This is a genomic window from Sphingobium sp. DEHP117 (genome assembly GCF_030867385.1).
GTDB lineage: Bacteria > Pseudomonadota > Alphaproteobacteria > Sphingomonadales > Sphingomonadaceae > Sphingobium.
Genome location: NZ_JAPFBJ010000001.1, coordinates 705,993 through 732,509, shown reverse-complemented (window position 1 = coordinate 732,509; position 26,517 = coordinate 705,993). Strand labels below are relative to the sequence as shown.

Here is a 26,517-nt window from a genome sequence, read left to right as displayed (position 1 = left end):
CGGTGAAGCGCGCCGCCATCCTGATTCCGGCCCGCTATGCCTCGACCCGCTATCCGGGCAAGCCGCTTGCGGAACTGACGCTGCCCGATGGCGCGCGCAAGACCCTCATTCGCATGAGCTGGGAGGCAGCTTGCGCCGCCGCTGCGCGCGATGATGTGTATATCGCCACCGATGATGACCGGATCGCGAGCCATTGCGCAGAGTTCGGCGCACAGGTGATCATGACTGCGCCTGAGTGTCGCAACGGCACCGAGCGCTGCGCCGAGGCGGTTGCGAACGCGGAACTAGACACAGACATCATCGTCAACCTTCAGGGCGACGCACCATTGACCCCTCCGTGGTTCCTCACGGCGCTGATCGAGTCCATGCAAAACAGCGACTGCGCCGTCGCAACTCCGGTCCTGCGCTGCGACGCCCAAACCTACGCGCATTTCATCGAGGATCGCCGCGCCGGTCGGGTGGGCGGCACAACGGCGGTGTTCGGTGCTGGAGGAAACGCGCTCTATTTTTCCAAGGAAGTGATCCCCTGGCTCGACCCCGCCAGGCTGGACGACAAGGCCGCTCCGCCGGTGTGGCATCATGTCGGCGTCTATGCCTATACGCGGGAAGCGCTCGCCGCCTACAGCGCGCTGCCGCCCGGCCGGTTGGAGGAGCTGGAGGGGCTTGAGCAGTTGCGTTTCCTCGAACATGGGCACAGCATACGCTGCGTCGAGGTGGAGGCGCGAGGCCGTGTGTTCTGGGAGCTCAATAATCCGCATGATATCCCCCGCATCGAGCAGGCACTGAGAGAGATGGCATGACCGGCCGCATTGTAACCGTTGGCGACATCTGCATCGGCAATGCCGAGCCGCTGGTGCTGATTGCCGGGCCGTGTCAGCTCGAAAGCCTCGATCACACGCGCATGATGGCGGAGCGGATCGCGCAGGCCTGTGCACCCACCGGCACCCGCTTCATCTTCAAGGCTTCATATGACAAGGCCAACCGAACCTCGCATTCCACCAAGCGAGGCCTGGGCATCGAGGCGGGGCTGGAGATTTTGGCGCGCATCCGCGAGGAATTCGGCTGCCCTGTGCTTACCGATGTTCATGAGGCGGGCCATTGCGCCCGCGCCGCCGAGGCAGTCGATGTGCTGCAGATCCCGGCATTCCTCTGCCGCCAGACCGACCTGCTGCTCGCCGCTGGAGACACGGGCGCCGCGGTCAATGTGAAGAAGGGCCAGTTCCTTAGCCCCTGGGATATGGCGCATGTCGCCGCCAAGGTCGCCTCGACCGGAAACGAGCGCATCTTGCTGACCGAGCGTGGCGCGAGCTTTGGCTACAACAATCTGGTGAGCGACATGCGCGCGCTGCCGATCATGGCGGAGAGCGGCTGGCCCGTTGTGTTCGATGCGACGCACAGCGTGCAGCTTCCCGGCGGACAGGGTGGCTCGTCTGGCGGGCAGCGGCAGTTTGTTGCCCCGCTCGCCCGCGCCGCCTGCGCCGTAGGGGTGGCGGCGGTTTTCATCGAGACGCATGAGGATCCCGACAACGCCCCGAGCGATGGCCCGAACATGGTGCCTGTCGATGAGCTGGGCGCGCTATTGGGCGATCTTGTGGCGCATGACCGGCTGGCAAAGGCGCGTCTTTCCTAGCCGGCGGCGCGGGCCTCGCGCAAATGCCGTTTCACCAGCGCCTCACCCGGCGCCAGTGCCTCCGCCTTTTCGAGCAGCTCGATCGCGCGCGTGTCTCCCGGCGCGGTGTTGAACAACGCCCAGCCGAGCGCATCGCTCGTTACTGCACTGGCGGGCAACAGGCGATAGGCATGCACCGCAAAGGGCAGCGCCGCCTGCGCATCGCCCGCGCCGATATAGGCATAGGCAAGGTTGGCCATCAGCAGCGCATCCTCATTGCCCAGCCGCTCGCGCAGCCCTTCCAACACCCACAAAGCGCGCTCATGCTGCCCCGCCGCCAGCCAATAGGTCGCGGCGAGGCGCTGGCCCGGCACATTGGCCGGGTTTTGCCAAAGCAGGAGGCGCAACGCATACTCCGCGCGCTCTCGCCTGCCTGCGCGGCGCCACGCATCGATCAATCGCAGCGCGGTGTCTTCATCGAAGCGCAGGTTGCCGGCCGCGGCATAAGCCTGGCCAGCGTCAGCGGGTTTGCCTGCCGCGAGCAGCGTGTCGCCAAGGGCTATGGCTGCGGCAGGAGCGCCGGGGTTGGCGGCCTGTAATGCCTTGGCGCGCGTGAGCGCCGCTGGCCCCTGCCCCGCCTCCAACAGCGCGCGGATATAGCGCAGATTGGGCGCGGCGGCCTTGGGATTGGCGTTTGCTGCAGGCGCGGTTTCGCCCAGCGTTCCTGCCCCGCGATAGACGAGCGATGGCCCTGGCGTCATGGCGGCAGCGCGGGCGGCGAATTTCGCGGCGACCGTATCATGGCCCAGCGCGCGGTGGATATGCGCGGCGAGGGTGAGCGCATAAGTGCCTGCGTCGGCGCGCTCCACCAGCGGAAACAGTGTCGCCTCCGCATCGGCATATTGCGCGTCGGCGTAAAGCGCGCGGGCGAGCAGCAGGCGCGCGCGGATGTTGAGCGGCTGCGCGGCGAGCAGCGGTTTCAGCTCTGATATGGCGAGCGTCGCGTTGCCGCCCTCCATATGCAGCACCCCGCGCAACAGCCGGGTCGCCGCCTGCCCATCGAGTGCGCCATGGGTGCGGGCGAGCAGGCTGCGGGCGAGCGTATAGTTGCCCGCACGCGCGGCGATGAGCGCTTGTATGAAATAAGCACGAGGCAGGCCGGGCGCGTTGGTGAGAGCGCGGCGGGTGAGCGCGACGGCGTGGGACGCGCGGCCCATATCGGCGAGCGTGGCCGCATATTCCGTGAGCGCGGGCACATAATCCGGGTTGCGTTTCAGCGCCGCGTCAAACCAGCGGGTGGACTCGGTGAGGCCATATTGATCGCGCGCCAGCACAGCTTTCAGTGTCAGCGCATCGACGCTTTTCGGAGCCAGGGAAATCGCGCGGTCGGAGGCGGCGAGCGCCGATGCAATGTCGCCTGTGGCGATGCGATAGCGGGCGATGTCCGCCCACAAGGTGCTGTCCTGCGGCGCGAGCGCCAGTGCGCGGTCAAACGCCTGCGCCGCCTCGACGAAGCGGCCGAGCGCCTGATAGGCCTGCGCCTCGATGCGGGTACGAAACAGGATTTCACGCGGGTCGGCATCCGGCGCGGTGGCTTCCCTGATCGCGGCCTCGGGATCGCCCAGCAGCAGCGCGGAATGCGCGCGCAAATGGCGCATCGGCCCAAGCGGCGCGCCAAGCTGACGGGCGCGATCGAGCTCATCCTGCGCGCCGCGCCCGTTGCCGAGCATCAGCAGCACGCGCGCCTGCAGGATCCGCGCTTCGGCCAGCGTGGGATCGGCCTTGATCGCGTTCATCAGCTCGACTCGCGCCGTCCTCGGATCATCCTGCTGGAGCGCGGCCAGCGCGCGTGCCAGCCCGGCCTTGGCATCCTCGCGCGGCCCCGCCACGGCATGCGGCACGGCAAAGAAGAGCGCTATCGCAGCAAAGGACAACAGGAGGTTACGCGCTGATGTCATAAGACCGCATCAAGTCGTAAAGGGTCGGGCGGCTGATGCCCAATATTCTCGCCGCGCCCGAGATATTGCCCTCGCTGCGGGCAATCGCACGGGAAATGGCGGCACGATCCGCCAGCTCGCGCGCGCTCTTGAGATTGAGGGAGGCGGCGCTGCCTTGCTCCGCCGGGCCAAGGTCCAGATCGGCGGCGGTGACGAGTTTGCCATCCGCCATGATGACCGCGCGCTTCACGCGGTTTTCCAGCTCGCGCACATTACCGGGCCAGCCCCAGCCGTCCAGCGCCGCCAGTGCATCGGGCGCGAAGCCCGTGACCGGCCGCTTCATCTCCTCGGCGAACCGCGTGAGGAAATGGCGCGCCAGCAGCAGCGCGTCACCCGGCCGCTCCGCCAGCGTCGGGATGCGCACGACGATCTCGGCGAGGCGATAATAGAGATCCTCGCGAAAGGTGCCGCCCGCGATCATTTCCTCCAGGTTCTGATGGGTGGCGCAGACGATGCGGGTATCCACCGGGATCGGCTGCCGCCCGCCGATGCGCTCGATCACCCGCTCCTGCAGGAAACGCAGCAGCTTGACCTGAAGCGGCAGGGGGATGTCTCCCACCTCGTCGAGAAAGAGGGTGCCGCCCTCGGCCAACTCGATCTTGCCCGGCGTTGTCTTCACCGCGCCTGTGAACGCGCCTTTTTCGTGGCCGAACAGTTCGGACTCGAGCAGCGTCTCGGGGATCGCCGCGCAGTTTATGGCGATGAATGCCCCATCCTTGCGCGGGCTGGCGTCATGAAGGCCGCGCGCCAACAGCTCCTTGCCGGTGCCGCTCGCGCCCAGCAACATCACCGAGACATTGGCGGCGGCGACGCGCTCGATCGTCCGCGCCACTTTCAGCATCTCCGGCGCGGCGGTGATGATCCGCCCCAGCACCGGCGCATCGCCTGCCCCGCGCGCGGCAAGACGGGCATTCTCGCGCTCCAGCGCATGCACATGAAAGGCACGGCGGACGATCAGCCCGAGCGTGTCGATGTCGATCGGCTTTTGATAGAAATCCCAGGCGCCCTCCGCGATCGCCCGCAATGCGCTCTCGCGCGCGCCATGGCCGGACGCGACGATCACCTTGGTATCCGGCTTGAGCACGAGAATTTCGGCAAGCGTGGCGAAGCCCTCGCTGGTGCCGTCCGGGTCCGGCGGCAGGCCGAGATCGAGCGTCACCACATCCGGCTCGTGCGCGCGCAGCATCTCGATCGCCTCGGCGCGGCTGGATGCGCACACCACCTCCACATCCTCATAGGCCCAGCGCAGTTGCCGCTGCAGGCCGAGGTCGTCCTCAACGATCAACAGCTTGGGCAGAGGGGCATTGGCGCGGCTGTCTGACATCAGGCGGCCCTTTCATCACGGGCGGGAGCGGATGATTTCGGTGAGTGTGTCGCCGCCATTGGCAGATGGACGGAAACGCACGTTCCCCTGCCCGGCTCGCTGGCGACCGAGAGCTGCCCACCCATCGCGCGGACCAGTTCGCGCGCCTCATAGGCGCCGATGCCGAAGCCGCCCTGCTTGGTAGAGGTAAAGGGCCGGAACAGCTCGCCGCGCATGAAGTCCGCCGTCATGCCGCAGCCATGGTCGATCACGTGCAGCACCGCCTGCCCGCCATCGCCTTTCTCGACCCGCAGCACCACGGGGCTGGAAGCGTCCGACGCCTCGATGGCGTTTTGCACCAGATGGGCGAGCACCTGCTCCAGCTTCATCCGGTCCGCATTGACAAGAAGGTTGCGGTTGCCCTCGATAAGGACGGGATGTGCTGCGCCCTGCCTCGCGGCTATAGCCTTCAGCACTTCGCCTAGCGCGAGCGGCTCGACATGGAGCGGCTCATCCGGGCTGCCGTGCTGGCCCAGACGAGCCAGCAGCGTGTTCATCCGGCCCGCGCAGTCTTTCAACGTCAGGATCATGTCTGCACGGAATTCCGGGTTGTCCGCGTGGCGTTCCGCATTGCGCGCGGTGAGCGCGATCTGGCTGACGAGGTTCTTGATATCGTGCAGGATGAAAGCGAAGCGTTGGTTGAATTCCTCAAAGCGCCGCGCTTCGGCCAGTGCGGCCTGCCCGCGCGCCTCCGCGAGATAGCTCGCCACCTGGCGGGCGGCGGCGCGCAGCATGTCGAAATCTTCCCAATCGAGCGCGCGACGGAGCGGCGGGTGTCCCAACAGCATCACGCCGACGAGCTGATCGAAATGCACGAGGGGAACGAGCGCCCAGCCCGCCTGATCCTCCACCAGCCAACCGGGCAAAGCGTCACCCTGCGCACGCGCAACGGGGAGGTCTGTGATCCAGCCGCGAGACTGCATCCGCTGCATCAATGGCTCGGCGAAATCCGCCCGGTCGCCATGGGGCGCCTTCCAGTTCCAGTCCGCAGCCCAGACGCAGGCAGCGTCGCCCTCCTCCGCCAGCAACAGCGCGCCACAGGAAGACTGGGTGATATCCGCCATCGCCCGGATGACCCGGCTGTGGATTGCCGCCTCGCAATGCGATTGCGCGCCCCGCCCGAGCGTATCGGCGAAGGCCATCCATTGTTCGCGATAGTCGTAGCGGTGGCGAAACAGATGCTTGGAGGCCAGTACTTTGGCCACGCGATGAAGCCGCGTCGCCGGCACGAAGAGCAATCCACCCGCAACCGAAACAAACAGAACCGCGCTCGCTGCCGCCTTCACCAGCGGGCTGCCAAGAGTATCGAGCGCGAGCAACAGGCCGAGTATCAGAAGAGAGAGCACCGTCCCAAGCACGACACCCAAGCCCCGCAGCGCCAGCGCGCGCGAAGGCGCTACCACCGCAGTGCGCCCGGTGCGCCCGGCCAGCGCCATGACAGGCGCGAGCGCCGCCATGTTGATGCCGCGCAATGCGAACAGCTGCGCCATCAGCCCTTCTGCCTGGGCGAACGCTGCCCCGTACAATATGAGATCATATCCCCACATTGCCGCCAGCGCCGCCGCGATCGGCCCGATCACGCCACGCACATGGGCGCTGCACGCTATGTAAATGCGCTGGATCAGCAGCAGCGCGCCGATCGCCCACAACAGGCGCAACAGGACCGCGCTTTCCGAAGCGCCGGCAAATACCACCCCCTCCGCCGCGCCGATACTGGCCAGAACGTCCAGCCCGGTTTGCGCGACGAGCAACAGCGCCAGCATCAGATACAGCGGTCGTGCGCCGCGCGCCTGCCGGGAAACCCCACCGCCCAGCCGTGCGGGCAGCACGAACAGGCACACCAGCCAGCCGCAGTTGCGCAGGGATTCCAATACCCCCGTCTCCAGCCTGTCCACGCCGCCGAACGCAACCGAGAGCAGCCATGTCGATGTGAGCGCCAGTGCTACCACCAGCAGCTTGCCCGCCTGTTGCGTGGCAAGGCGCCGTCCGGTGAGCACGCTGAGCACGGCGAACAGCGCGGCGGCCAGCACATGGCCCCAGTCACCTACAAAGAGCAGAGTGGCGCTCATCCCACGCTCCGCCTAGCGCGCACCATCATGCCAGAGGATCACCCGAACGGTCTGGAGCAGGATCAATATGTCCAGAAAGGGCGTGTAGTTCTTGGCGTAATAGAGGTCATATTCCAGCTTGTGACGGGCATCTTCGAGAGAAGCGCCATAGGGATAGTTGATCTGCGCCCAGCCGGTGATGCCGGGCTTGACCATGTGCCGCTCGGCATAAAAGCGCAGATCCTTCTCCAGATCCTTGACGAACTGCATCCGCTCCGGCCGGGGGCCGACGAAGCTCATGTCGCCTTTCAGCACCACCCAGCATTGCGGCAGCTCGTCTATCCGCAGCTTGCGCAGCCAATAGCCGAGCCGCGTGATGCGGGGGTCGTCCTTCTCCGCCCACACCGCCTGCCCATCCACCTCGGCATCGGTGCGCATGGTGCGTAGCTTGGTGATCCAGAATTCCTGCCCGTAAAGCCCCACGCGCTTCTGGCGGTAAAAGGCGGGTCCCTTGCTGTCGAGCTTCACCAGCAGTGCGGCGAGCACGATCAACGGCGCGGTCAGCAGCAGCAGGATGGCACTGACGCTCAGGTCGAAAAAGCGCTTGGAGACGGTGGAGAGCCTGCGGCCCGACGAGAAGCCATCGGAAAAGATGAGCCAGCTCGGGTTGACGCTGTCGAGGTCCACCCGGCCCGTCTCACGCTCCAGGAAGGTCGAGAGGTCGTTCACGTGCACGCCGGTGGTCTTGATCCGCAGGAGGTCGTCCATCGGCACCGCGTTGCGCCGCTCCTGCAAGGCGAGGATCACCTCGCTGGCCCCCAACCGCACGACATAATCCGCGAGATTGTGGATCGCCTTGCGCGGGATCGCCTCCTCGATCACCGGCTCGCCGTCGCTCATGCGAATGTAACTGACGACGAAAAAGCTGCTGCCCTGCCGCTTTTCCAGCTGGCGGATGCGATCTGCCCGGTCGCCTGCGCCCAGCACGATGATGCGGCGGCGGAAAACCTCTCCGCCGAAAATGGAGCCGAGCAGCATGCGCAAGCCAATTAGGGCGACGGTGGCGATCACCATCGCGTAGAGCGTGTTCGAGCGCCACAGCGCCATGCCCGGCAGCAGGAAATAGAGAACGCTGTGGAGGATCACGCCCAGCGAGACAGCGACCAGCACGCGCGCGACAGAGAAGCGCAGCGATTGCAGGGCTTCCGTGCCATAGACGCCTACGGCCACCATCGCCGCCTGCAATGCCGCCGCGAAACCCAGCAGCGGCACCGCGCGGTTGAGGATATAGTCCACCTCCATGCCGATCTGGCGCGCACGGAGCACCCACGCAATCTCGGCCGAGCAAATCAGCAGGACGAAATCGAGCAGGCCCAGCAGCAGGACGGCATGCGGCACATAATGCTTGAAAATCCGAACCATGCGTCCTCACCCACTTTCGAGGCCATCCCACGGCAGGACGAACGCCCGCTGTAAGATTTCCCGACAGGTTAGGAGCTATGGCGCATATTCACGAACAATTGTTGAACGGTGACGGAATTTTTTACAGGTTTGAACGACTGACGGTGGATTGCAACAATTTGCCGCCTGCATCATGGTGCGCCAAAAGGCATTTCGCCGTAAGGGGGAGTGAGTACATGCGGAAACTCTTTATCGTTGCCCTTTTGTTTGTCGCAGCGTGTGGACAAAAGTCTGAAGAAGCCTCGCGAACTTCAGCAGAAGAAGCTGTTTCGGGTCCGAATGTCGGAGTTTCATCTGCTCCGGGACTCTCGCTAACTTATCGATACGGATTTCTTCTTCCGCCAGAGCGCGTTGCTACAGCTCAGGAGGATCACGCAGCGCGGTGTGAAGCCCTAGGATCGAATCTCTGCCGGATCAGTGCAATGAGCTACGAAGTGGGTCGGGACCGAACCATTTCCGCTTCGCTACAACTAAAACTGGCACCCCAAGCCGCCCGTCAGTTCGGACGGGAGGCTATCAACCTGACAACGAAGCATGGCGGCATGCTCACCAGTTCTCGTATTGAAAGTGAAGAGACGGGACAAGCTGTCGCCTCCTCTCAGGCGGAACAAAAATCTCTGGCTGCGGATCGAGCGCGCATTGAGAACCAGCTGAAGAGAACCGACCTTGGATCAGCCGAGCGGCAGGAGCTACAGGCTCAGATGAGCACTCTCGGAAGTGATATTCGCGACGCTCAAACCGTACAGCGGGATGCTTCATTGAAGCTTACAACCACACCGATGACATTGGATTATGCCAGTGGCAATGTTGACCAAAGCTTGAGTGATGGACCGATCATTGGAGCCATAAAGGACGGATGGACGAATATCGTATCAGGTATTTCAGTGATAATCATGATAGCAATCACGCTGTTGCCTTGGCTTCTCACCGGAGCGCTAGTTATCGTGCTGTGGCGAAAATATTTCAGAAGATGGCTGTTTTCAGAAAGTCATCCCGGTCGAGAATAAAAATCTCTAGAGCTTTAAGAATGCGTGCACCCGGATCACACCCGGGGTGCCTGTGAGGAGCGTCAATCCCCGACAAACTCAAACGGCGTCAGCCCCCGCTCGCGCTCGTTGAAGCGCAGTGCCCGCCCCCGGGGCGGGGCGCTGCGTTGGGTGCAGGTGGGGCGGGTGCAGGCGGTGCAGCCCAGCCCGATGGGTTGCGCGTCGCCCTGGGCGAGATCGAGGCCGCGGGCGTGGAGCAGTGGCCGGGCGAACTCGGCTTTTAGCCCCAGCGCGATCGCGAAAATCGCCTGCCCTGTGCGCAGGCCCGCGCTTTGCCCCGCCACGGTACGGTTCAGAGTGAACCAGCGCTCCCCGTCTTCCAGCTCAACCAGTTGCGGCATCATCTGCCCCGGCCGGTCGAACGCGCTGTGGATCGCCCACAGGGGGCAGCGATTGTCCGCCTCCACCATCGGCGCGGCTGAAGCGCCCGCATAGCGTTTCGACGATTGCCCTGCCCGGTCGATCCGCACCATGAAGAAGGGCAGCCCACGCGCGCCGACGCGCTGAAGCGTCGTCAGGCGGTGCGCGACCTGTTCATATCCCGCGCCAAAGCGGCGCTGTAGCAAGAGCGGGTCATAACCGCTTGCCTCGCATGCGCGCAGAAAGCGGTCATAGGGCATCATCACCGCGGCGGCGAAATAGCTGAGGAGGTGGCGGCGGAACAGGCGCTCGGCGTGGCGGTCGGCAAAGCCCGCGCCGTGCACCAGCGCATCGATCTCGGCCCGCGCCTCCAGCTCGGCAATAAGGAAAGCCGCGTGGAAGGTGCGCGAGGCGTTGTCGAGCATCTCGGAGAGCTGCAACTGGCGCGCGTGAAGATCGAGCCTGCGCACATGATCGGGCATAACCTCCGCCGGCAGGATACGGATGGCGAGCTGATGCTTTTGCCGGAGCCGCTCGGCCAGCGCGCTGTAAAGATCGCCGGTGGCGATGCGCAACTCGTCCGCCAGCGCCTCGGCCTGCGCATCGAGATCGGCAAAATGATTGCGCCAGCGCTCAATCTCGCGCCGCACCGTCATCACCGGCAGCGCTTCTGCCGAGACGCCGGACGGTACGTCGCCCTCGCTCATACGATCGAACGCGCGGGCAAATGCTTCGGCCCCGGCGGGGGCGGCAGCGAGCCACTCCTCGATCTCCGCCCGCTCGAGATTGAGATCGGCGAACAACGGGTCCGCGAGCCTGCGGCGCATCCCCTCAAGGCCGCCGCCCGGCGCATCGCTGGCGAGCTTGCGCGGATCGAAATCAAATTGGTCCGCCAGCCGCAGCATCAACGCGGCAGACAGCGGCCGCTGATTTTTCTCGATCAGATTGAGATAACTCGGCGAGATATCGAGCGCGCTGGACAGCGCGACCTGCGTCAACCCCGCCGCGCGCCGCAACCTGCGGACGGCGTGCCCTGCATAAATCTTGCGCTCGGCCATGCGGTGATCCTGTAAAGTTTTTTACAACTTAACAGCGGTAACTAAACATTTCCTGACGATATTGCCAGAATTTTTGACAAATTTGATGGCGCGAATCCATGTTGCGGCGCACCATCTCCTCAAGGGGATCAATCTCGCCCCTATAAAGACACTTATCCAGCGTGAAGGAGGCATCCATGTCCTACCAGGAAACAATCGCAAAGGCCGGCAGCCTGATCCAGAGCAACGGCGCCCCGTGGGACGGCATCAGCGCCGAGTCCGCCGCGCGCATGCGCCTGCAGAACCGCTTTAACACCGGCCTCGATATCGCGAAATACACCGCGAAGATCATGCGCGAGGACATGGCCGCCTATGACGCCGACCCTGCCAACTACACCCAGTCGCTCGGCTGCTGGCACGGCTTCATCGGGCAGCAGAAGCTGATCTCGATCAAGAAGCATTTCGGCACCACCAAGCGCCGTTACCTCTACCTCTCCGGCTGGATGGTCGCCGCGCTGCGTAGCGAGTTCGGCCCCCTGCCCGACCAGTCGATGCACGAGAAGACCTCGGTCTCGGATCTGATCGAGGAGTTGTACACGTTCCTGAAGCAGGCCGATGCGCGCGAGCTGGGCATGATGTTCCGCGATCTCGACGCAGCGCGCGAGGCAGGCGATCAGGTCAAGGCCAAGCAGATCGAGCATGCGATCGACAACTACGAAACCCATGTCGTTCCGATCATCGCCGACATCGACGCGGGTTTCGGCAACGCCGAGGCGACTTACCTGCTCGCCAAGAAGTTCATCGAGGCCGGCGCATGCTGCATCCAGATCGAGAACCAGGTTTCCGACGAGAAGCAGTGCGGCCACCAGGACGGCAAGGTCACCGTGCCGCATGAGGACTTCCTCGCGAAGATCCGCGCTGTCCGATACGCCTTCCTCGAGCTGGGCGTGGACGATGGTGTCATCGTTGCGCGCACCGACAGCCTCGGCGCCGGCCTCACCAAGCAGATCGCTTATGTGAAGGAGCCGGGCGACATCGGCGACCAGTATAACAGCTTCCTCGACTGTGATGAGGTTGACCCCGCCAACGTCGGCCACGGCGACGTGCTGATTGCCCGCGACGGCAAGCTGATGCGCCCGAAGCGCCTGCCCAGCAACCTGTTCCAGTTCCGCTCCGGAACCGGCGAGGACCGCTGCGTGCTCGATTGCATCACCTCGCTGCAGAACGGTGCGGACCTGCTGTGGATCGAGACCGAGAAGCCGCATATCGGCCAGATCGGCGGCATGGTGAACCGCATCCGCGAAGTCATCCCCAACGCCAAGCTGGTCTATAACAACAGCCCCAGCTTCAACTGGACGCTGAACTTCCGCCAGCAGGTCTATGATGCATGGGCTGCCGAGGGCAAGGATGTGTCGGCCTATGATCGCTCTAAGCTCATGAGCGTGGATTATGACAACAGCGAGCTGTCTGCCGAGGCGGATGAGCGCATCCGCACATTCCAGAAGGACGCGGCGGCTCAGGCTGGCATCTTCCACCACCTCATCACGCTGCCGACCTATCACACGGCCGCGCTGAGCACCGACAACCTTGCCAAGGATTATTTCGGCGACAAGGGCATGCTGGGTTATGTGCTGAACGTGCAGCGTCAGGAAATCCGCCAGGGTATCGCCTGCGTGAAGCACCAGAACATGTCCGGTTCCGACATCGGCGACGATCACAAGGAGTATTTTGCCGGTGAAGCTGCCCTCAAGGCAGCCGGCAAGGACAACACGATGAATCAGTTCGCCGCGGCCTGATTTGATGATAGACGGAGCGGGCGTATCTTTCCCCCGCTCCAGACATCAAGGAGATATCAATATGGACGAACAACCCACTCCAGCCCGCTCTCGCGCAGTCTTTTCGACTGAGGACTTCGAGCTGATGAAGGAGGCCGTCGCGGACTACATCAAGAAGATCCAGGACGATCCGCGTTCTTCCAAGTTCGCCAACCTCTATCACCGCCTGGGTCGCCTGTCCTGAAGCAGGGCTGACCCAACGGACCCGAGCTTTCCTGGGGAGGAAAGTCTTGACCCGTCGCAGCTTTCAAAAGGCTGCGGCGGGTCATTTATTTGGGTTGTGAAGATCAAGCAGAAGTGGCGACTTATTCCGCCGCCACCACCTCCGGCCGATCGCTGAGCGGATGGGCGAGGCGCGAGATCATCTCCTTGGGGCAGACCTGCCAGAACTGATCCCGGCGGCGCTCCCAATCTTCCAGCAGGGCCGAGGACCATTTGCTGCCCGTCTTCTCGACATGCTGCTCGACGAGATCGCGCAGCACACCTTCCCAGTGCTTGCTTTCCAGCCGCTGCCAGACGATGCTCTCCGGGTTGGCATGCGCGGCGAAGCTGCCGTCATCATCCAGCACGAAGGCCATGCCGCCGGTCATGCCCGCGCCGAAGTTCGCGCCGACACGCCCCAAGATCACGGCCGTGCCACCGGTCATATACTCGCAGCCATTGGCGCCGCAGCCCTCGACCACCACCTGCGCGCCGGAGTTACGCACGGCGAAGCGCTCGCCCGCCTGCCCCGCCGCGAACAGCTTGCCCGCCGTCGCACCGTAGAGCACGGTGTTGCCGATGATCGTGTTGTTCTGGCTTTCGAGCGGCGAGCTGACCATCGGGCGCACCGCGATGACGCCGCCTGACAGCCCCTTGCCGACATAGTCGTTGGCGTCGCCAAATACCTCCAGCGTCACGCCCTTGCACAGGAATGCACCCAGCGACTGCCCCGCCGAGCCGCGCAGGCGGATGTGCACATGACCATCCGCCAGCGTGCTCATGCCGAAGGTCTCGGTGATGCGCGCGGAGAAGCGCGTGCCGACCGCACGATGCGTGTTGCGCACGGTGTAGGTGAGCTGCATTTTCTCGCCGCGCTCGAACACGGCCTTGGCGTCCGAAATGATCTGAGCGTCCAGGCTGTCCGGCACCTCGTTGCGGTGCGTCGGGATGTTGAAGCGGCGATGCTCGTCCGGCGCGTCGACCTTGGCGAGGATCGGATTCAAATCGAGATCATCGAGATGCTCGGCGCCGCGATTGACCTGCCGGAGCAGCTCGGTGCGGCCCACAACCTCATCGAGGCTGCGCGCGCCCAGCCGCGCCAGTATCTCGCGCACTTCCTCGGCGATGAAGGTCATCAGGTTGATGACCTTTTCCGGCGTGCCGGTGAACTTGGCGCGCAGCCGCTCGTCCTGCACGCAGACGCCCACCGGGCAGGTGTTGCTGTGGCACTGGCGCACCATGATGCAGCCCATAGCCACCAGCGCCAGCGTGCCGATGCCGAACTCTTCCGCGCCAAGGATCGCCGCGATCACGATGTCCCGCCCGGTTTTGAGGCCGCCGTCGGTGCGCAGCTTCACCCGGTGGCGCAGGCCGTTCAGGGTCAGCACCTGATTGGCCTCGGCAAGGCCCATCTCCCACGGCAGGCCAGCGAACTTGATGCTGGTCTGCGGGGATGCGCCGGTGCCGCCGACATTGCCGGAGACGAGGATGACATCCGCATGCGCCTTGGCGACGCCCGCCGCCACCGTGCCGATGCCGGACTGGCTGACGAGCTTGACGCAGACGCGCGCGCGCGGGTTGATCTGCTTCAGGTCATAGATGAGCTGCGCCAGATCCTCGATCGAGTAGATGTCATGATGCGGCGGCGGCGAGATGAGCGTAACGCCCGGCGTCGAATGGCGCAGGCGGGCGATGAACTCCGTCACCTTGAAGCCGGGGAGCTGGCCACCCTCGCCGGGTTTTGCTCCCTGCGCGACCTTGATCTCGACCTCTTCGCACGCGCCGAGATATTCCGCCGTCACGCCAAAGCGGCCGGAAGCGATCTGCTTGATGTTGGAGTTTGCGTTGTCGCCATTGGCATAGGGCTTGAAGCGCGCAGAATCCTCGCCGCCCTCGCCCGACACCGCCTTGGCGCCGATGCGGTTCATGGCGATGGCGAGCGTCTCGTGCGCTTCAGGGCTGAGCGCGCCCAAGGACATGCCCGGCGTCACGAAGCGCTTACGAATTTCGGTGATCGCCTCGACCTCGTCGATCGGCACCGCCTCCTGCGCGTAGTTGAACTCCAGCATATCGCGCAGATAGACGGCAGGCAGATCCTTAACGCCGCGCGCGAACTGGAGATAGGTGGAGTAGCTGTCCGTCGCCACCGCCGTCTGCAGCAGGTGCATCAGCTGCGCGCTGTAGGCATGTGCCTCACCGCCGTTGCGCTGGCGATAGAAACCACCGACGGGCAGGCGCGCGACCGCGCTGTCATAGGCCGCCTTGTGCTTCAGCGTCGCGCTGTAGTGCAAGGAGGCGTAGCCCTCGCCCGATATCTTGGACGGCATACCGGGGAACAGATCGTTGACCAGCGCGCGGGACAGGCCCACCGCCTCGAAATTATAGCCGCCGCGATAGCTGCTGATGACCGCGATGCCCATCTTGGACATGATCTTCAGAAGCCCTTCGTCCACCGCCGTGCGATAGCGCGCGACGCAGGTGTCTAGGTCCATATCGCCGAACAGGCCGCGCGCGTGGCGATCCGCGATCGAGGCCTCGGCGAGGTAGGCATTCACCGTGGTCGCGCCGACGCCGATCAGCACCGCGAAATAATGCGTATCGAGGCACTCGGCCGAGCGGACGTTGACCGACGCGTAGGAACGCAGGCCCTTGCGCACGAGATGGGTGTGGACGGCTGCGGCGGCGAGCACCATGGCGATGCCGAGGCGCTCCGGACCGGTCGCTTCGTCCGTCAGGAACAGTTCGCTCTGCCCGGCGCGCACTGCCTGCTCCGCCTCGTTGCGGATGCGGGCTATGGCTGCTCGCAGGCCGTCCGCGCCGCTGTCTGCCGGATAGGTGCAATCGATCTCCGCCACGCTCTTTCCGAAGCAGGCCTTCAGCCGGCTCCAGTCCGCGCAGGTGAGCACCGGTGAATCCAGCACCAGCACGTGCGCGTTCTGAGAACCTTCCTCCAGGATATTGGCAAGGTTGGAGAATCGCGTCTTGAGGCTCATCACATGGCGTTCACGCAATGAGTCGATCGGCGGGTTCGTCACCTGGCTGAAATTCTGGCGGAAGAAGTGGCTGACCGTACGCGGCTTGTCCGAAATTACGGCGAGCGGCGTGTCGTCACCCATCGAGCCGATGGCTTCCTTCGCGTCCTCCACCATCGGCGAGAGGAGCAGCTCCATGTCCTCCAGCGTCATGTTGGCGGCGATCTGGCGCTGGGCCAGCTCGGCGCGCTCGTAAACCGGGCGGGCATCCTTGGGGGCGGCGGGCATGTCCGCCATGGAGCGGAAGCCCTTCACCATCTCGCCATAGGGGCGCTCTGCCGCGATGCGATCCTTGATCGCGCGGTCGGCATAGACCTTGCCCTCGGCGAGATCGACCGCGAGCATCTGGCCCGGACCCATGCGGCCCTTCTGGATCACGCTCGATTCCGGCACCACGACCATGCCGGTCTCGGACCCCACGATCAGCAGATTGTCGGACGTGAGCGTATAGCGCAGCGGGCGCAGCGCGTTGCGGTCCACGCCTGCCACCGCCCAGCGGCCATCCGTCATCGCCAGCGCGGCGGGGCCATCCCACGGCTCCATGACGGAGGCGAGATAGCTGTACATATCCTTGTGCGCCTGGGGCAGGTCATCGCCTGCCTGCCACGCTTCGGGCACCAGCATGAGCTTCGCGGTCGGCGCATCGCGCCCGGCACGGCAGATCGCCTCGAACACGGCATCGAGCGCGGCAGTGTCTGACGCGCCTGCCGGGATCACGGGCTTGATGTCCTCGGACCGCTCGCCAAAGGCCAGCGCGGCCATCTTGATCTCGTGGCTCTTCATCCAGTTGGTGTTGCCGCGGATCGTGTTGATCTCGCCGTTGTGCGCGAGCGTACGGAACGGCTGCGCCAACCACCATTGCGGGAAGGTGTTAGTGGAATAACGCTGGTGGAAGATCGCCACGCGGCTCTCGAACCGTTCATCGTTGAGATCCGGGTAGAAGACCGACAGGCTCTCCGCGAGGAAGAGCCCCTTGTAGATGATTGAGCGGCACGACAGGCTGCAGACGTAAAAGTCATTGATCTGCGCGGCGACGACCTTCTTCTCGATCCGGCGACGGATGAGATAGAGCTCTTTCTCGAACTCGGCCATGTCCTGCGCCTCGGGCATCGGCCCGGCGATCATGATCTGTTCGATTTCGGGGCGGGTGCGCTGCGCCTTCTCGCCGATCACGGAGACATCGACAGGCACCTGACGCCAGCCATAGATGGTGTAGCCCGCCTCGATGATCTCGCTCTCGACGATCGTGCGGCAGGTTTCCTGCGCGGAAAGGTCCGTGCGCGGCAGGAACACCATGCCGACGGCAAGGCGGTTGGGCTTGGGCTTGTGCCCCGATGCGGCGATGGCATCGTCAAAGAAGCGCACCGGCAGATCGACATGGATGCCCGCACCGTCGCCGGTCTTGCCATCCGCGTCCACAGCGCCGCGATGCCACACGGCCTTGAGCGCATCGATGGCCGAGACGACGACGCGGCGCGACGCCTTGCCATCAGTGGCCGCGACAAGGCCGACGCCGCAGGCATCGGACTCGAACTCCGGGCGATACATGCCGACTTCGGCGAGGCGGAGACGTTCGGATTCGTTGGTCATGGCTTTATCTTCCGAAATCACTTTGATGTCATATGTCGTTGCATCGCGCTTGCTAACTGAGGCCCAATTTTTTCCGCGATGCGCTGTGTCATCGCTTGAGCTTCTGCAGTAGCGACAGCGAGAATTTGAGATCGAGCCACAATAAGTTTATAGCTCGCTGGCTGCTTGCTGAATTCGACAAACGCTGCGCTATCTTCGGCGCTCAGTCCTTCCAACCCAGCGGTGGAGGCACTGTCCACCGCCTTGTTCATGCTTTTGGAAAGGTCTTGGCCGAGGCTGCCGTTCTGACGCATGCTATCAATAGCTTCTTGCCCACCAGCCTTCATCTTATCCGCCGCCCGTTTTCCTGCAGGACTTTTGAAAAAAGCAATTGCTACGTCCATGTCCTCTTCGGTTAACAGCTGCTGATAAGCGGCTGCCAAAACATTTTGTAACCGCACAACCTCTGCGGGAGCGACAATTTTCAGCTGAGCTGCCACAGTAGTTTCGATCGACGCTATAAGCCCCGGCTTACGTTTCTCGAGGGTGAGGATCTTCGGATCATTCTCTAAACCCTGATTGAAGCTTTTTTGAAAATTCTGCACAAGCTGACGTTGCAGCTCATCTGATGGAGACACAACCTCCAGCAACTCGTAGGCCTTGGGAGATGCTATTCCAATGTCAGGGGTACGGGCTGTAATCTCCGCGCCAGCTGGCTCAGCAATGAATAGTAAGCTGCTCGCTAGGATCACCCACCTCACGCCAGCTCCCTTTCCCTTGCCGGAACGCCCGCCTTGGCCTTCGCCTTGAGATAGCGATGCATATGCTCGGTCACGTCGCGGCCATCGCGGATGGCCCAGACGACGAGGCTTGCGCCGCGCACGATGTCTCCTGCCGCGAACACGCCGTCCACGCTCGTCATCATGCTCTTGTGATCGACGCGCAACGTGCCCCAGCGGGTGACGGAGAGGTCCTGCGATCCGAACAGCTTGGGCAGCTCTTCGGGGTCATAGCCCAGCGCCTTGATGACGAGGTCCGCCTCCAGCGTGAACTCGCTGCCCGGCTCCGCCTCCGGCGCGCGGCGTCCGCTGGCATCCGGCTGGCCGAGGCGCATCCTCACCGCCTTGACGCCGGAGACATGATCCACACCCTCGAACGCCACCGGCGCGGAGAGCCACACGAACTCGACGCCTTCTTCCTCCGCGTTCTGCACCTCGCGCTGCGATCCGGGCATATTTTCCCGGTCGCGCCGGTAGAGGCACTTGACCGACTTCGCGCCCTGGCGGACAGCCGTGCGCACGCAGTCCATCGCGGTGTCGCCACCGCCGATCACGACGACATGCTTGTCCTTCGCCAGCAGGCTGCCGTCCGCATGGCCCGGCACATCGTCGCCAAAGCTCGCGCGGTTGGAGGCGATCAGATAGTCCAGCGCGGCGACCACGCCCGGAGCGCCGACGCCCGGCGCCTTGATATCGCGCGCCTTGTAGACGCCGGTTGCGATGAGGATCGCGTCGTGCTTTTGCCGCAGCTGCTCCAGCGTGGCGTCGCGGCCGACCTCGAAGCCCTCATGGAAAACAATGCCGCCGTCTTTCAGGCGCTGGACGCGGCGCATGACCACGTCCTTCTCCAGCTTGAAGCCGGGGATACCATAGGTCAGCAGGCCGCCGGCGCGGTCATGCCTGTCATAGACGTGAACCTCGTGCCCCGCCGCGCGCAGATATTCCGCCGTGGTCAGCCCAGCCGGACCCGCGCCGATGATGCCGACGGACTGGCCGGTGGCCTTGCCGGGCACGAGCGGCTCGACCCAGCCTTCCTTCCACGCAGTATCGGTGATGAACTTCTCGACCGAGCCGATGGTGACGGAGCCATGGCCGGAAAACTCGATGACGCAGTTGCCCTCGCACAGACGATCCTGCGGGCAGATGCGGCCGCAGATCTCGGGCATGGTCGAGGTGGCATTGGACAGCTCATAGGCTTCGCGCAGCCGCCCTTCGGCGGTGAGGCGCAGCCAGTCCGGAATATGATTGTGCAGCGGGCAATGGGTGGAACAATATGGCACGCCGCATTGCGAGCAACGCGAGGCCTGTTCCTCCGCCTTTTCAAGCAGGAAGGTCTTGCTGATCTCGCCAAAGTCATGGGCGCGCTCGCTGGCCGTGCGCTTGGACGGATAATCCTGCGCGGTGCCAACGAATTTCAGCATGGGGTTGTCGCCCATAACACTCAAGCTCCTGCTAACCTTTCGGGTGGAGCCGCGCACATAGGCGCAATTTCCGCAGAAGTCACGCGAAAAATGTGGTTTAGGTAAGTATGCACTACCTATTTGCGATTCAGAGATGAGTTAGGCGCCTCGCCTCGTCGCGCTGATATTGAATATTGCGTCCGTTTCGGCCCTATCGTGCAGCCAGCCACACCAAGGCTGCGGCTCCGGCGACGATGCGATACCATGCGAACGGCGCGAAGCCGATGCGGCTCACCACCGCGACGAACCCCTTCACCACCAGCAGCGCAACGATGAACGACACAACGAAACCGATGCCGATCGCCTGCATATCGTTGCTCGTCAGCGCCGCGCCATGTTTGTAGAGCTGAAGCGCCGTCGCCCCGGTCAGCGTCGGCACGGCCAGAAAAAAGCTGAACTCCGCCGCCGTGCGCCGCTCCACCCCGAAAGCCATTGCGCCCAATATCGTCGCACCGGAGCGGCTGACGCCCGGAATCATCGCGATGCACTGCACCAGGCCGATCAAAATCGACGTACGCGCGCCCACGTCGGCAATGCCGCCAGCGTGCTTGGGCTTGGCGATCCGCTCAACCCACAATATCGAGAAGCCGCCGATAATGAGCGCCCACGCCACCACCACCGCATTTTCCAGCAGCAGCTCGATCACATCGCCAAAGGCCAGCCCCAGCACCACCGCCGGGATGAACGCCAGAAGCAGGTTGGTGACGAAGGCATATGCGTGGCGCTCCGCCTTCATCATGCCGATCAACACCGCCCAGAAGGTGCGCCAGTACAGCACCAGGATCGCCAGGATCGCCCCCGGCTGGATCGCGATGTTGAACAGCGCCCATTTCTCGGCGTCATAACCCAAAAGCTCGGTGGCAAGGATCAGGTGCCCGGTCGAGGACACGGGGAGATATTCCGTCACACCCTCGACAATGCCCAATATGATGGGCGTCGCAATATCGTCAGCCATGCGGCTCAGGCCTTGGCGCGCGCTGTGAAGCGGCCGTGCTTGCGATATTGCACCAGCCATTGGTCCGCCACCGCGGCGAGCGGCGTGGGCGCGATGCCGAGATCCGCCAACCCCTTGGCCTTGGCATCGACCACGTTGTCCACCTGCAGCATGCGCCACTGATCGAGCGTGATCGGCGCAGCGGGCAGCCATCCGGTGAGGCGCGCCAGCCACTCCGACGCGCAGGCCGGCATCGCAAACATCGCGGGCTTGTGACCGATGGCGTCTGCCAGCCACGCGTTGATCTGCGCCATGCTCAGCACCTGTGGCCCGCCCAGCTCATAGGTCTTGCCCGCATGCGCTGCCGCATCCGCCACCGCCGTCGCGATCGCGCGGGCGACATCGACGACATAGACCGGCTGGAATTTCGTCTCGCCTGCGATGATCGGCAGCACCGGCGCCATGCGGATGAGGTTGGCGAACGGGTTGGTGAACTGATCCTCCCGCCCGAACAGGATAGACGGGCGGATGAGCGTCGCCGCCGGAACCGCCGCGCGGACCGCCTGCTCGCCCTGCCCCTTCGAACGACCATAAGCGGACTGGCTCTGCGCGTCCGACCCGATAGCCGAGATATGCACCAGCGTCGTCACGCCCGCTTCCGCCGCCGCTTTTGCTACATTCGCGGCGCCTATGTGGTTGATGCCGTCCATATCGCCCTTGAGCACCGCGACGAGGTTCACGACTGCGTCGGCCCCGGCAACCGCGCGCGCCACGCTGGCAGGATTGCGCACATCGGCGTGCACGAGCTGGCTCTGGCCGAGATTGCCGAGCGGCTTCACCCGCAGCGCATTGGCAGGCTCCCGCTCCGCCACGCGCACGCGAAAGCCCCTGCCCAGCAGCTCCTGCGCCACATAGCGCCCCAGGAACCCGCCACCCCCGAAAACCGTCACCAGCATGAAATCATCCTTGCGCTTGCGAATGCCTGCACCGCCAATGCACCATGGCCGCGCATGAGACAATGGCCTGCGCGCAGACGCGAGGGCGGCGTCGCAAATTTTCTGGGATGCGCGATTGACAACCCGCGACCCAAAAGGCTAAGCGCGCCGCCTACCCCGTGCCCAGATGGCGGAATTGGTAGACGCACCAGCTTCAGGTGCTGGCGCTCGCAAGGGCGTGGAGGTTCGAGTCCTCTTCTGGGCACCAGTCAACCACTTTATCGTGTTGTTTTTACACGATAAAGTGGAGCTTCTGAAAAAGTGAACCCACATTCATTCCCACATTCTGCGTGGGTCGTGGTGATCCTTGTCGGCCCTCTCCGGGACGCCAACCCAACCTCGCTGATGCGATCATCTGCTGTTTGGCTGCGACATGGGACGAATCTTGACGCTGCATCGCACTGGCCGTTGCGACGTTGCAGCGGACTTCCGGCAAGCGTCAATGGCATCGCGGTTGTCGCGCTGGATTTCGGCAGCTTGCACAAGTGCATTCCATGCCTCCGGGCTGTCGCTTTTCATCATCCGTGAGCCAGTGTCCCAGCGGGAGGATGCGCCGACCATCCGCGCTGCCATGCGCTCCGGCCAGTGCCAGCTTTCGGGCATGGCACGGGCAACGTTGCCTGGGAGGAAAGACCAAAGTAGGATGCCTGCCAGCAAGGCTCCGCCCGCTACTTGGTAGAGCTGCTGCCGCTGCTCGGCGGCGGTGCGTGCGTGGGCGGTGACGCTGCGCATCTCCTGGGCGGCGTGGTTCAAGTCGCTCCGAGCCTGGCTAATTCTGTCCTGATCGCTGCGCCGCGCGGCTTCGGCTGCTGTGGCTATCCGATTGCCAATGCTGTCAGGGGTCATCTGCATCGCCGGATGACCCGCCATGCCTTTCAGGCTCTCGCCAATCGCCCTCATCCGCTTGGCCATGTCGGTAAGAGTCGGGCCGTAGTCGGGAATGACAATGTCTGCGCGCTCGGCTGCAAGGTGCTGAACCGCCCGGCGCATCAAGGCCAGTTCACCTTCAAGGCGGGCAAACGCCTCGGCGGCGGGGTCGCCTGCGGCCTCCGGAACGGGCGCGTCGGGAACGGGGTCCGGCTCCGGCTCAAGGTCCAAGGTCAATTCTACGTCATCATCATCGGTATCCATTACGCTTCTCCTACAGGCCCATGCCGATTGACCGGCTCCGCTCCATCGTGATGGAGGCGGCAAGGTCGCGGGCCAGATCGCGACCGAGTTCTGTCTTGATGCCCAGCTCGCGGGTGCGACCGCGCAACAGGGATTCGACCTGCGCGTCACGCTCCAGGCTCTTCGCCATGTCCGTCATGCGATTAGTGAGCCTCTGCGCGCCCTTGCTGTCGCCATCGCGCTGCATGGCTTGCCGTGCTTGCCCCAGCCGCTGCCAGTCGCTGACGAAGCGGTCGGCGCGCTGCGCGGGATCGACGCGGATTTCGCCCTCAAGCTGCATGGCTCGGATTGCACCTTGGCTGCGACCATCGGCGGCCTCACGGGCGAGCGAGGGTTGGCGCTGCAAGGCGCTGGCGAGGTCGGTTGCGCCATGGGGCCGGATCGCATCGAGCGCCTTCCCGGCCTTCTCCAGCGCGTCGCGCTGGTGTGGCAGGACGGGCAATCCCTGTTCGCGCATCTGCCCGATGTCGTTGGCAGCACGTAGATAGCGCTCGACCGCCCGGCGCTGGTCGGACAGGGCAGCCTGATCGGTCGGCAGGGGTTCGAGCCGGTTGGCCTGCGGACGGAATCCGGCGAAGATGGACTTCGCTCTCTCCGGCAACTGCCGTGCAATCTCGACAATGCGCTCGCGGAAGGTGATCCCGCGCCGTTCTGCGAACTGCTGCTCTGGCTTGTAGTCGCTCGCCATGTCCTTGCCGCGCTCGCGGCTGAGCGTGCGGACAAGTCTGGACTGATCGGCGAAGTCGTCGCGCCCATAGTGCAGGGCAAGGCCGTCACGGTGGCGAGACATCGCCACATAGGCACTGTGGCTGTCCATGCCCGGCGTCGCCAGCACATGCGCCCGGTCCACGGTCATACCCTGCGCCTTGTGGATCGTGGCCACGTAGCCATGGTCGATGTGCGCATAGTCCTTGGTATCGAAGGCGACACTGCGGCCATCGTCGGTGTGCACGGCCATGCGCTGCGGCGACACCTGCTCCACGGTGCCGAGTGTGCCATTTTTTACGCCCAGGCCCCGCTCATTGCGCAGGAACATGATGCGGTCGCCGCTGGCGAACTGGCGCTCGCCGCGCTCGGCGCGGATGGTCACGTCGTCGCCCAGCTCGCCACTGGCGCGCAGCTTTCCGCGCGCTGCCTCATTGAGTTCGCGCACCTCGTCATTGGTGTGGGTGAGAATGATCCCCCTAGCGCCGGGGCTGGCCTGCCGGTCGCGGTCCCAGCGCTCGATCAGCTCGTGGCGTGCAGCTTCCCGGGTGTCGGCGGCGTGGATCATGCCGCGTTCGCCATAGGCCTGAATGGCAAGGCCTGTGCGCCCGGTGGCAAGATGGCGGGTGGCATCCTGCTGCCAGCCTTCGTGCTGGCGGCGAACCTCGCTGATTTCGACGCAGCCATGCCGTTCATGGATCGCACGGAAGGCAGCTCCCGCTTCGATGGCCTGAAGCTGCTGCGGGTCGCCAACCAGGACAACTTTCGCGCCCGCATCGGCGGCATGGGACAGCACGCGCTCCATCTGGCGCGTGCCGACCATGCCAGCCTCATCGATGACAAGAACATCGCGCGACGTGAGCAATTCGCGGCCTTGGCCCCACTGATGTTCAAGGCTGGCGATGGTGCGCGAGGCAATGCCCGAACCGTGCTCCAGCCCCTCGGCGGCAATCCCGGACAGCGCCGCACCGCGAACGGTATAGCCAGCGTTTTCCCAAGCCTCGCGGGCAACGCCCAGCATCGCGCTTTTGCCGGTCCCGGCATAGCCGACAACGACGCAGAGGCCGCGCCCATCGGTCACATGCTCGAATGCTGCGCGTTGCTCGCCGGAAAGCGCAAGCCCACGTTCCGCAGCGCGCGCCAGTGCTCCTTCCCGGCCTGAGCCTTCGACCCCATGCCGCTCGCGCTCCGCGAGCAATTCCGATGCGCGGCCAAGCCGCTGCTCGGTGTCGATCATCAGCCGCGATGTGAATCGCTCTTCGCCGCGACTGTCCTTGCCCAGCGCGATAAGGTCTGATGATCCGCGCACTGCGCCCATCGCCAAATCGAACTGTTCCTTGCCGTCGCTGTGCCGGTGCACGAACATGGCAAGGTCGCGGTTCGTGAAAGTGGCCTGACTGTGCGTGATCGCGTCGAGGGCGACAGCGGGATTGGCGATAATTCGCTCGCCATTGCGCTGTGCGACGGCGCGATGTTCCTCGATCCGCTCGGCCTCAAGCCCGCGCACGCCCATGCGCGATGCGGCGGGACCGATCTTGTCCTGCGGCTCCAAAGCAATGCCCTGCGCCGCCAGGCTGCGGTGATCGATCCGCGCGTCGATATCGAGCTCGGCAAGGCGCTGGTTGACATGATCGGCCCAGCGCTCGCGCCACTGCTCGACCAGTTCGGCCTTATTCCACTCACGCACCTTCGCGCCGAACCCATCTTTCCCGACTTCGCGCATGGTGAGCATGACATGAGCATGGGGCTTGGGCTGGCCGTCTGCGCCAATATCCCAATGGACATTGAGGTCGGCGATCATGCCCTTCTCGACGAACTCGGCCTCTGCAAATTCGCGCGCCAGCTCGATGCCCTGTTCCTTGGTCAGCTCGCGCGGAATGGCGAATTCGACCTCGCGGGCAAGCTGTGCGTCCTTGCGCTTCTCGGCAGCCTCGACCGCGTTCCAGAGCTTCTCGCGGTCGGCAAATTCCTCCGGCGCGCCTTCCGGCAACAGCACTTCGGAATGGACAACCCCGTCCTTGTTGGTGAAGTCATGGTCGCGGTCGAGCCGTTCGTCGTGCAGCCGCTCGGCCCCGCGATAGGCGGCGGCAGCAACAGCGCTGCGCCCGCTCGACCGGCTGATGACTTTGACGGAGAGGTGGAAGATCGCCATGACGGCAATCCATCTACGCCATGAGCGCGACGTCGGCACGACGTATAAGCGCGCCCTCCCATGATAAAATCCTGCTCGGGACTATTCAGTATCAGGCCGTCTCGACGACTCTACAGCATTGGGAGAGCATCGATATTATCATCAGCGCATCACCTCTCAATGGAGAACTTCGATGCGCAAACCCCGTGACTTTGATTCGGAATTGAAGGCGCTCGCCGACAAGGCGAAGCAACTTAAGGAACGCCGCGTGCAGCAGCTCGGCGAACTGGTGATCGCCACAGGGGCCGATGCGACCGATGCGGAAACGCTGGCCGGTGCGCTGCTCGTCATCGCGGAAACCAGCGAAGCCCAAAGGAAGGAGGCATGGCGCAAACGCGGCGCGGCCTTCTTTCAGAGCAAGGCGCGCAAGCGTGGCGATGGACCTCAAGGCCAGCCGGATGGCACTCTCCCGCTTGGCGGCGGCGCGGCATCGGCTTGAGGCAGCAAAGGCGCGAACCGGCATGCGCGAATGGCAGGTCAAACGCCGCGAACGCACACGGCAACTGATCGAACTGGGCGGACTGGTCGTGAAGGCCGGACTGGTCGAACTCACCGACGATGATCGCGCCACGCTCTACGGGGCGTTCCTCACCGTTGCGGCCAAGCTGCGGGGCGAAGAACGGGAGCAGGCGCTGGTGCTCTGGAAGCGGAAGGGCAAGCGGGCGTTTGACTGCGAAAATGAACCCAAGCGTCAGGAACATGCACCACGTTTGCGTTCGCAATGA

General features: G+C 64.2%; 19 protein-coding genes and 1 tRNA gene. 8 read left to right on the top strand and 12 right to left on the bottom strand.

The genetic code is table 11. From position 1 onward, the window contains the following. Positions 1-2 precede the first annotated feature (2 nt). Both OOT33_RS03630 and kdsA read left to right on the top strand, forming a co-directional pair. Positions 3-800: a 3-deoxy-manno-octulosonate cytidylyltransferase gene (locus tag OOT33_RS03630; protein ID WP_307748660.1), complete on the top strand. Its 798-nt coding sequence runs from the start codon at positions 3-5 to the stop codon at positions 798-800. After that, entirely contained in the window at positions 797-1,630 is an 834-nt protein-coding gene (kdsA, locus tag OOT33_RS03625) for a 3-deoxy-8-phosphooctulonate synthase (protein ID WP_307748659.1), read from the top strand. The genes OOT33_RS03630 and kdsA overlap by 4 nt, the downstream gene beginning before the upstream one ends. Here the strand turns inward: kdsA and OOT33_RS03620 are convergent. From OOT33_RS03620 to OOT33_RS03605, 4 genes are read right to left on the bottom strand one after another with little or no spacing between them, the layout of a single operon-like run. Further along, positions 1,627-3,567 carry a tetratricopeptide repeat protein gene (locus OOT33_RS03620; protein ID WP_307748658.1) on the bottom strand — a complete coding sequence of 647 codons (1,941 nt, stop codon included), beginning with the start codon at positions 3,565-3,567 and terminating at the stop codon, positions 1,627-1,629. The two genes, kdsA and OOT33_RS03620, sit on opposite strands and share 4 nt — an antisense overlap. Beyond that, entirely contained in the window at positions 3,551-4,930 is a 1,380-nt protein-coding gene (gene prsR / locus OOT33_RS03615) for a PEP-CTERM-box response regulator transcription factor (RefSeq protein ID WP_307748657.1), read from the bottom strand. Before prsR ends, OOT33_RS03620 begins: the two co-directional genes overlap by 17 nt. Further along, positions 4,930-7,038 (bottom strand): XrtA/PEP-CTERM system histidine kinase PrsK, encoded by a 2,109-nt coding sequence (prsK, locus tag OOT33_RS03610; RefSeq protein ID WP_307748656.1) that lies wholly within the window; start codon positions 7,036-7,038, stop codon positions 4,930-4,932. Before prsK ends, prsR begins: the two co-directional genes overlap by 1 nt. 12 nt (positions 7,039-7,050) lie before the next feature. After that, positions 7,051-8,439 (bottom strand): TIGR03013 family XrtA/PEP-CTERM system glycosyltransferase, encoded by a 1,389-nt coding sequence (locus OOT33_RS03605; protein ID WP_307748655.1) that lies wholly within the window; start codon positions 8,437-8,439, stop codon positions 7,051-7,053. Between the two features lie 77 nt (positions 8,440-8,516). On the opposite strand from OOT33_RS03605, the gene OOT33_RS03600 reads away from it, so the two are divergent. Then, positions 8,517-9,485: a DUF4349 domain-containing protein gene (locus OOT33_RS03600; RefSeq protein WP_307748654.1), complete on the top strand. Its 969-nt coding sequence runs from the start codon at positions 8,517-8,519 to the stop codon at positions 9,483-9,485. A gap of 62 nt (positions 9,486-9,547) precedes the next feature. Here the strand turns inward: OOT33_RS03600 and OOT33_RS03595 are convergent, their stop codons facing one another. Then, a complete protein-coding gene (locus OOT33_RS03595; protein WP_307748653.1) occupies positions 9,548-10,942 on the bottom strand; it encodes a short-chain fatty acyl-CoA regulator family protein in 1,395 nt (464 codons plus the stop codon). A gap of 176 nt (positions 10,943-11,118) precedes the next feature. Between OOT33_RS03595 and OOT33_RS03590 the strand changes: the two genes are divergently transcribed. Together OOT33_RS03590 and OOT33_RS03585 are read left to right on the top strand one after the other, a co-directional pair. Further along, positions 11,119-12,717: an isocitrate lyase gene (locus tag OOT33_RS03590; RefSeq protein ID WP_307748652.1), complete on the top strand. Its 1,599-nt coding sequence runs from the start codon at positions 11,119-11,121 to the stop codon at positions 12,715-12,717. 61 nt (positions 12,718-12,778) lie between these two features. Continuing rightward, positions 12,779-12,940, top strand: a complete 162-nt coding sequence (locus tag OOT33_RS03585; protein WP_164975560.1) for a hypothetical protein — start codon at positions 12,779-12,781, stop codon at positions 12,938-12,940. A gap of 121 nt (positions 12,941-13,061) precedes the next feature. Here OOT33_RS03585 and gltB read toward each other — a convergent pair whose 3' ends face one another. From gltB to OOT33_RS03560, 5 genes are all read right to left on the bottom strand, one after another. Next, the gene (gene gltB / locus OOT33_RS03580) at positions 13,062-17,579 is read right to left on the bottom strand and encodes a glutamate synthase large subunit (protein ID WP_307748651.1); all 4,518 of its coding nucleotides are present in this window, start codon (positions 17,577-17,579) and stop codon (positions 13,062-13,064) included. A gap of 17 nt (positions 17,580-17,596) precedes the next feature. After that, a complete protein-coding gene (locus OOT33_RS03575) occupies positions 17,597-18,319 on the bottom strand; it encodes a DUF2059 domain-containing protein (protein ID WP_307748650.1) in 723 nt (240 codons plus the stop codon). Next, positions 18,316-19,773, bottom strand: coding sequence for an FAD-dependent oxidoreductase (locus OOT33_RS03570; protein ID WP_307748649.1), 1,458 nt, complete (start codon positions 19,771-19,773; stop codon positions 18,316-18,318). The genes OOT33_RS03575 and OOT33_RS03570 overlap by 4 nt, the downstream gene beginning before the upstream one ends. Before the next feature lie 175 nt (positions 19,774-19,948). Continuing rightward, on the bottom strand, positions 19,949-20,752 hold the full coding sequence (locus OOT33_RS03565) for an undecaprenyl-diphosphate phosphatase (protein WP_307748648.1): 804 nt from the start codon (positions 20,750-20,752) through the stop codon (positions 19,949-19,951). Between the two features lie 5 nt (positions 20,753-20,757). Further along, the gene (locus OOT33_RS03560; RefSeq protein WP_307748647.1) at positions 20,758-21,687 is read right to left on the bottom strand and encodes an NAD-dependent epimerase/dehydratase family protein; all 930 of its coding nucleotides are present in this window, start codon (positions 21,685-21,687) and stop codon (positions 20,758-20,760) included. A gap of 160 nt (positions 21,688-21,847) precedes the next feature. Between OOT33_RS03560 and OOT33_RS03555 the strand changes: the two genes are divergently transcribed. After that, positions 21,848-21,934, top strand: a tRNA-Leu gene (locus OOT33_RS03555). A 143-nt stretch (positions 21,935-22,077) separates the two neighbouring features. Here the strand turns inward: OOT33_RS03555 and OOT33_RS03550 are convergent. Then, positions 22,078-22,857: a DUF6118 family protein gene (locus tag OOT33_RS03550; protein WP_307748646.1), complete on the bottom strand. Its 780-nt coding sequence runs from the start codon at positions 22,855-22,857 to the stop codon at positions 22,078-22,080. Between the two features lie 10 nt (positions 22,858-22,867). After that, positions 22,868-25,753: a Ti-type conjugative transfer relaxase TraA gene (gene traA, locus OOT33_RS03545; protein WP_307748645.1), complete on the bottom strand. Its 2,886-nt coding sequence runs from the start codon at positions 25,751-25,753 to the stop codon at positions 22,868-22,870. A 172-nt stretch (positions 25,754-25,925) separates the two neighbouring features. Here traA and OOT33_RS03540 point away from each other — a divergent pair, with 172 nt between their 5' ends. Together OOT33_RS03540 and OOT33_RS03535 are read left to right on the top strand one after the other, a co-directional pair. Beyond that, entirely contained in the window at positions 25,926-26,231 is a 306-nt protein-coding gene (locus OOT33_RS03540; protein ID WP_307748644.1) for a conjugal transfer protein TraD, read from the top strand. Then, entirely contained in the window at positions 26,170-26,517 is a 348-nt protein-coding gene (locus OOT33_RS03535; RefSeq protein ID WP_373690520.1) for a conjugal transfer protein TraD, read from the top strand. The genes OOT33_RS03540 and OOT33_RS03535 overlap by 62 nt, the downstream gene beginning before the upstream one ends.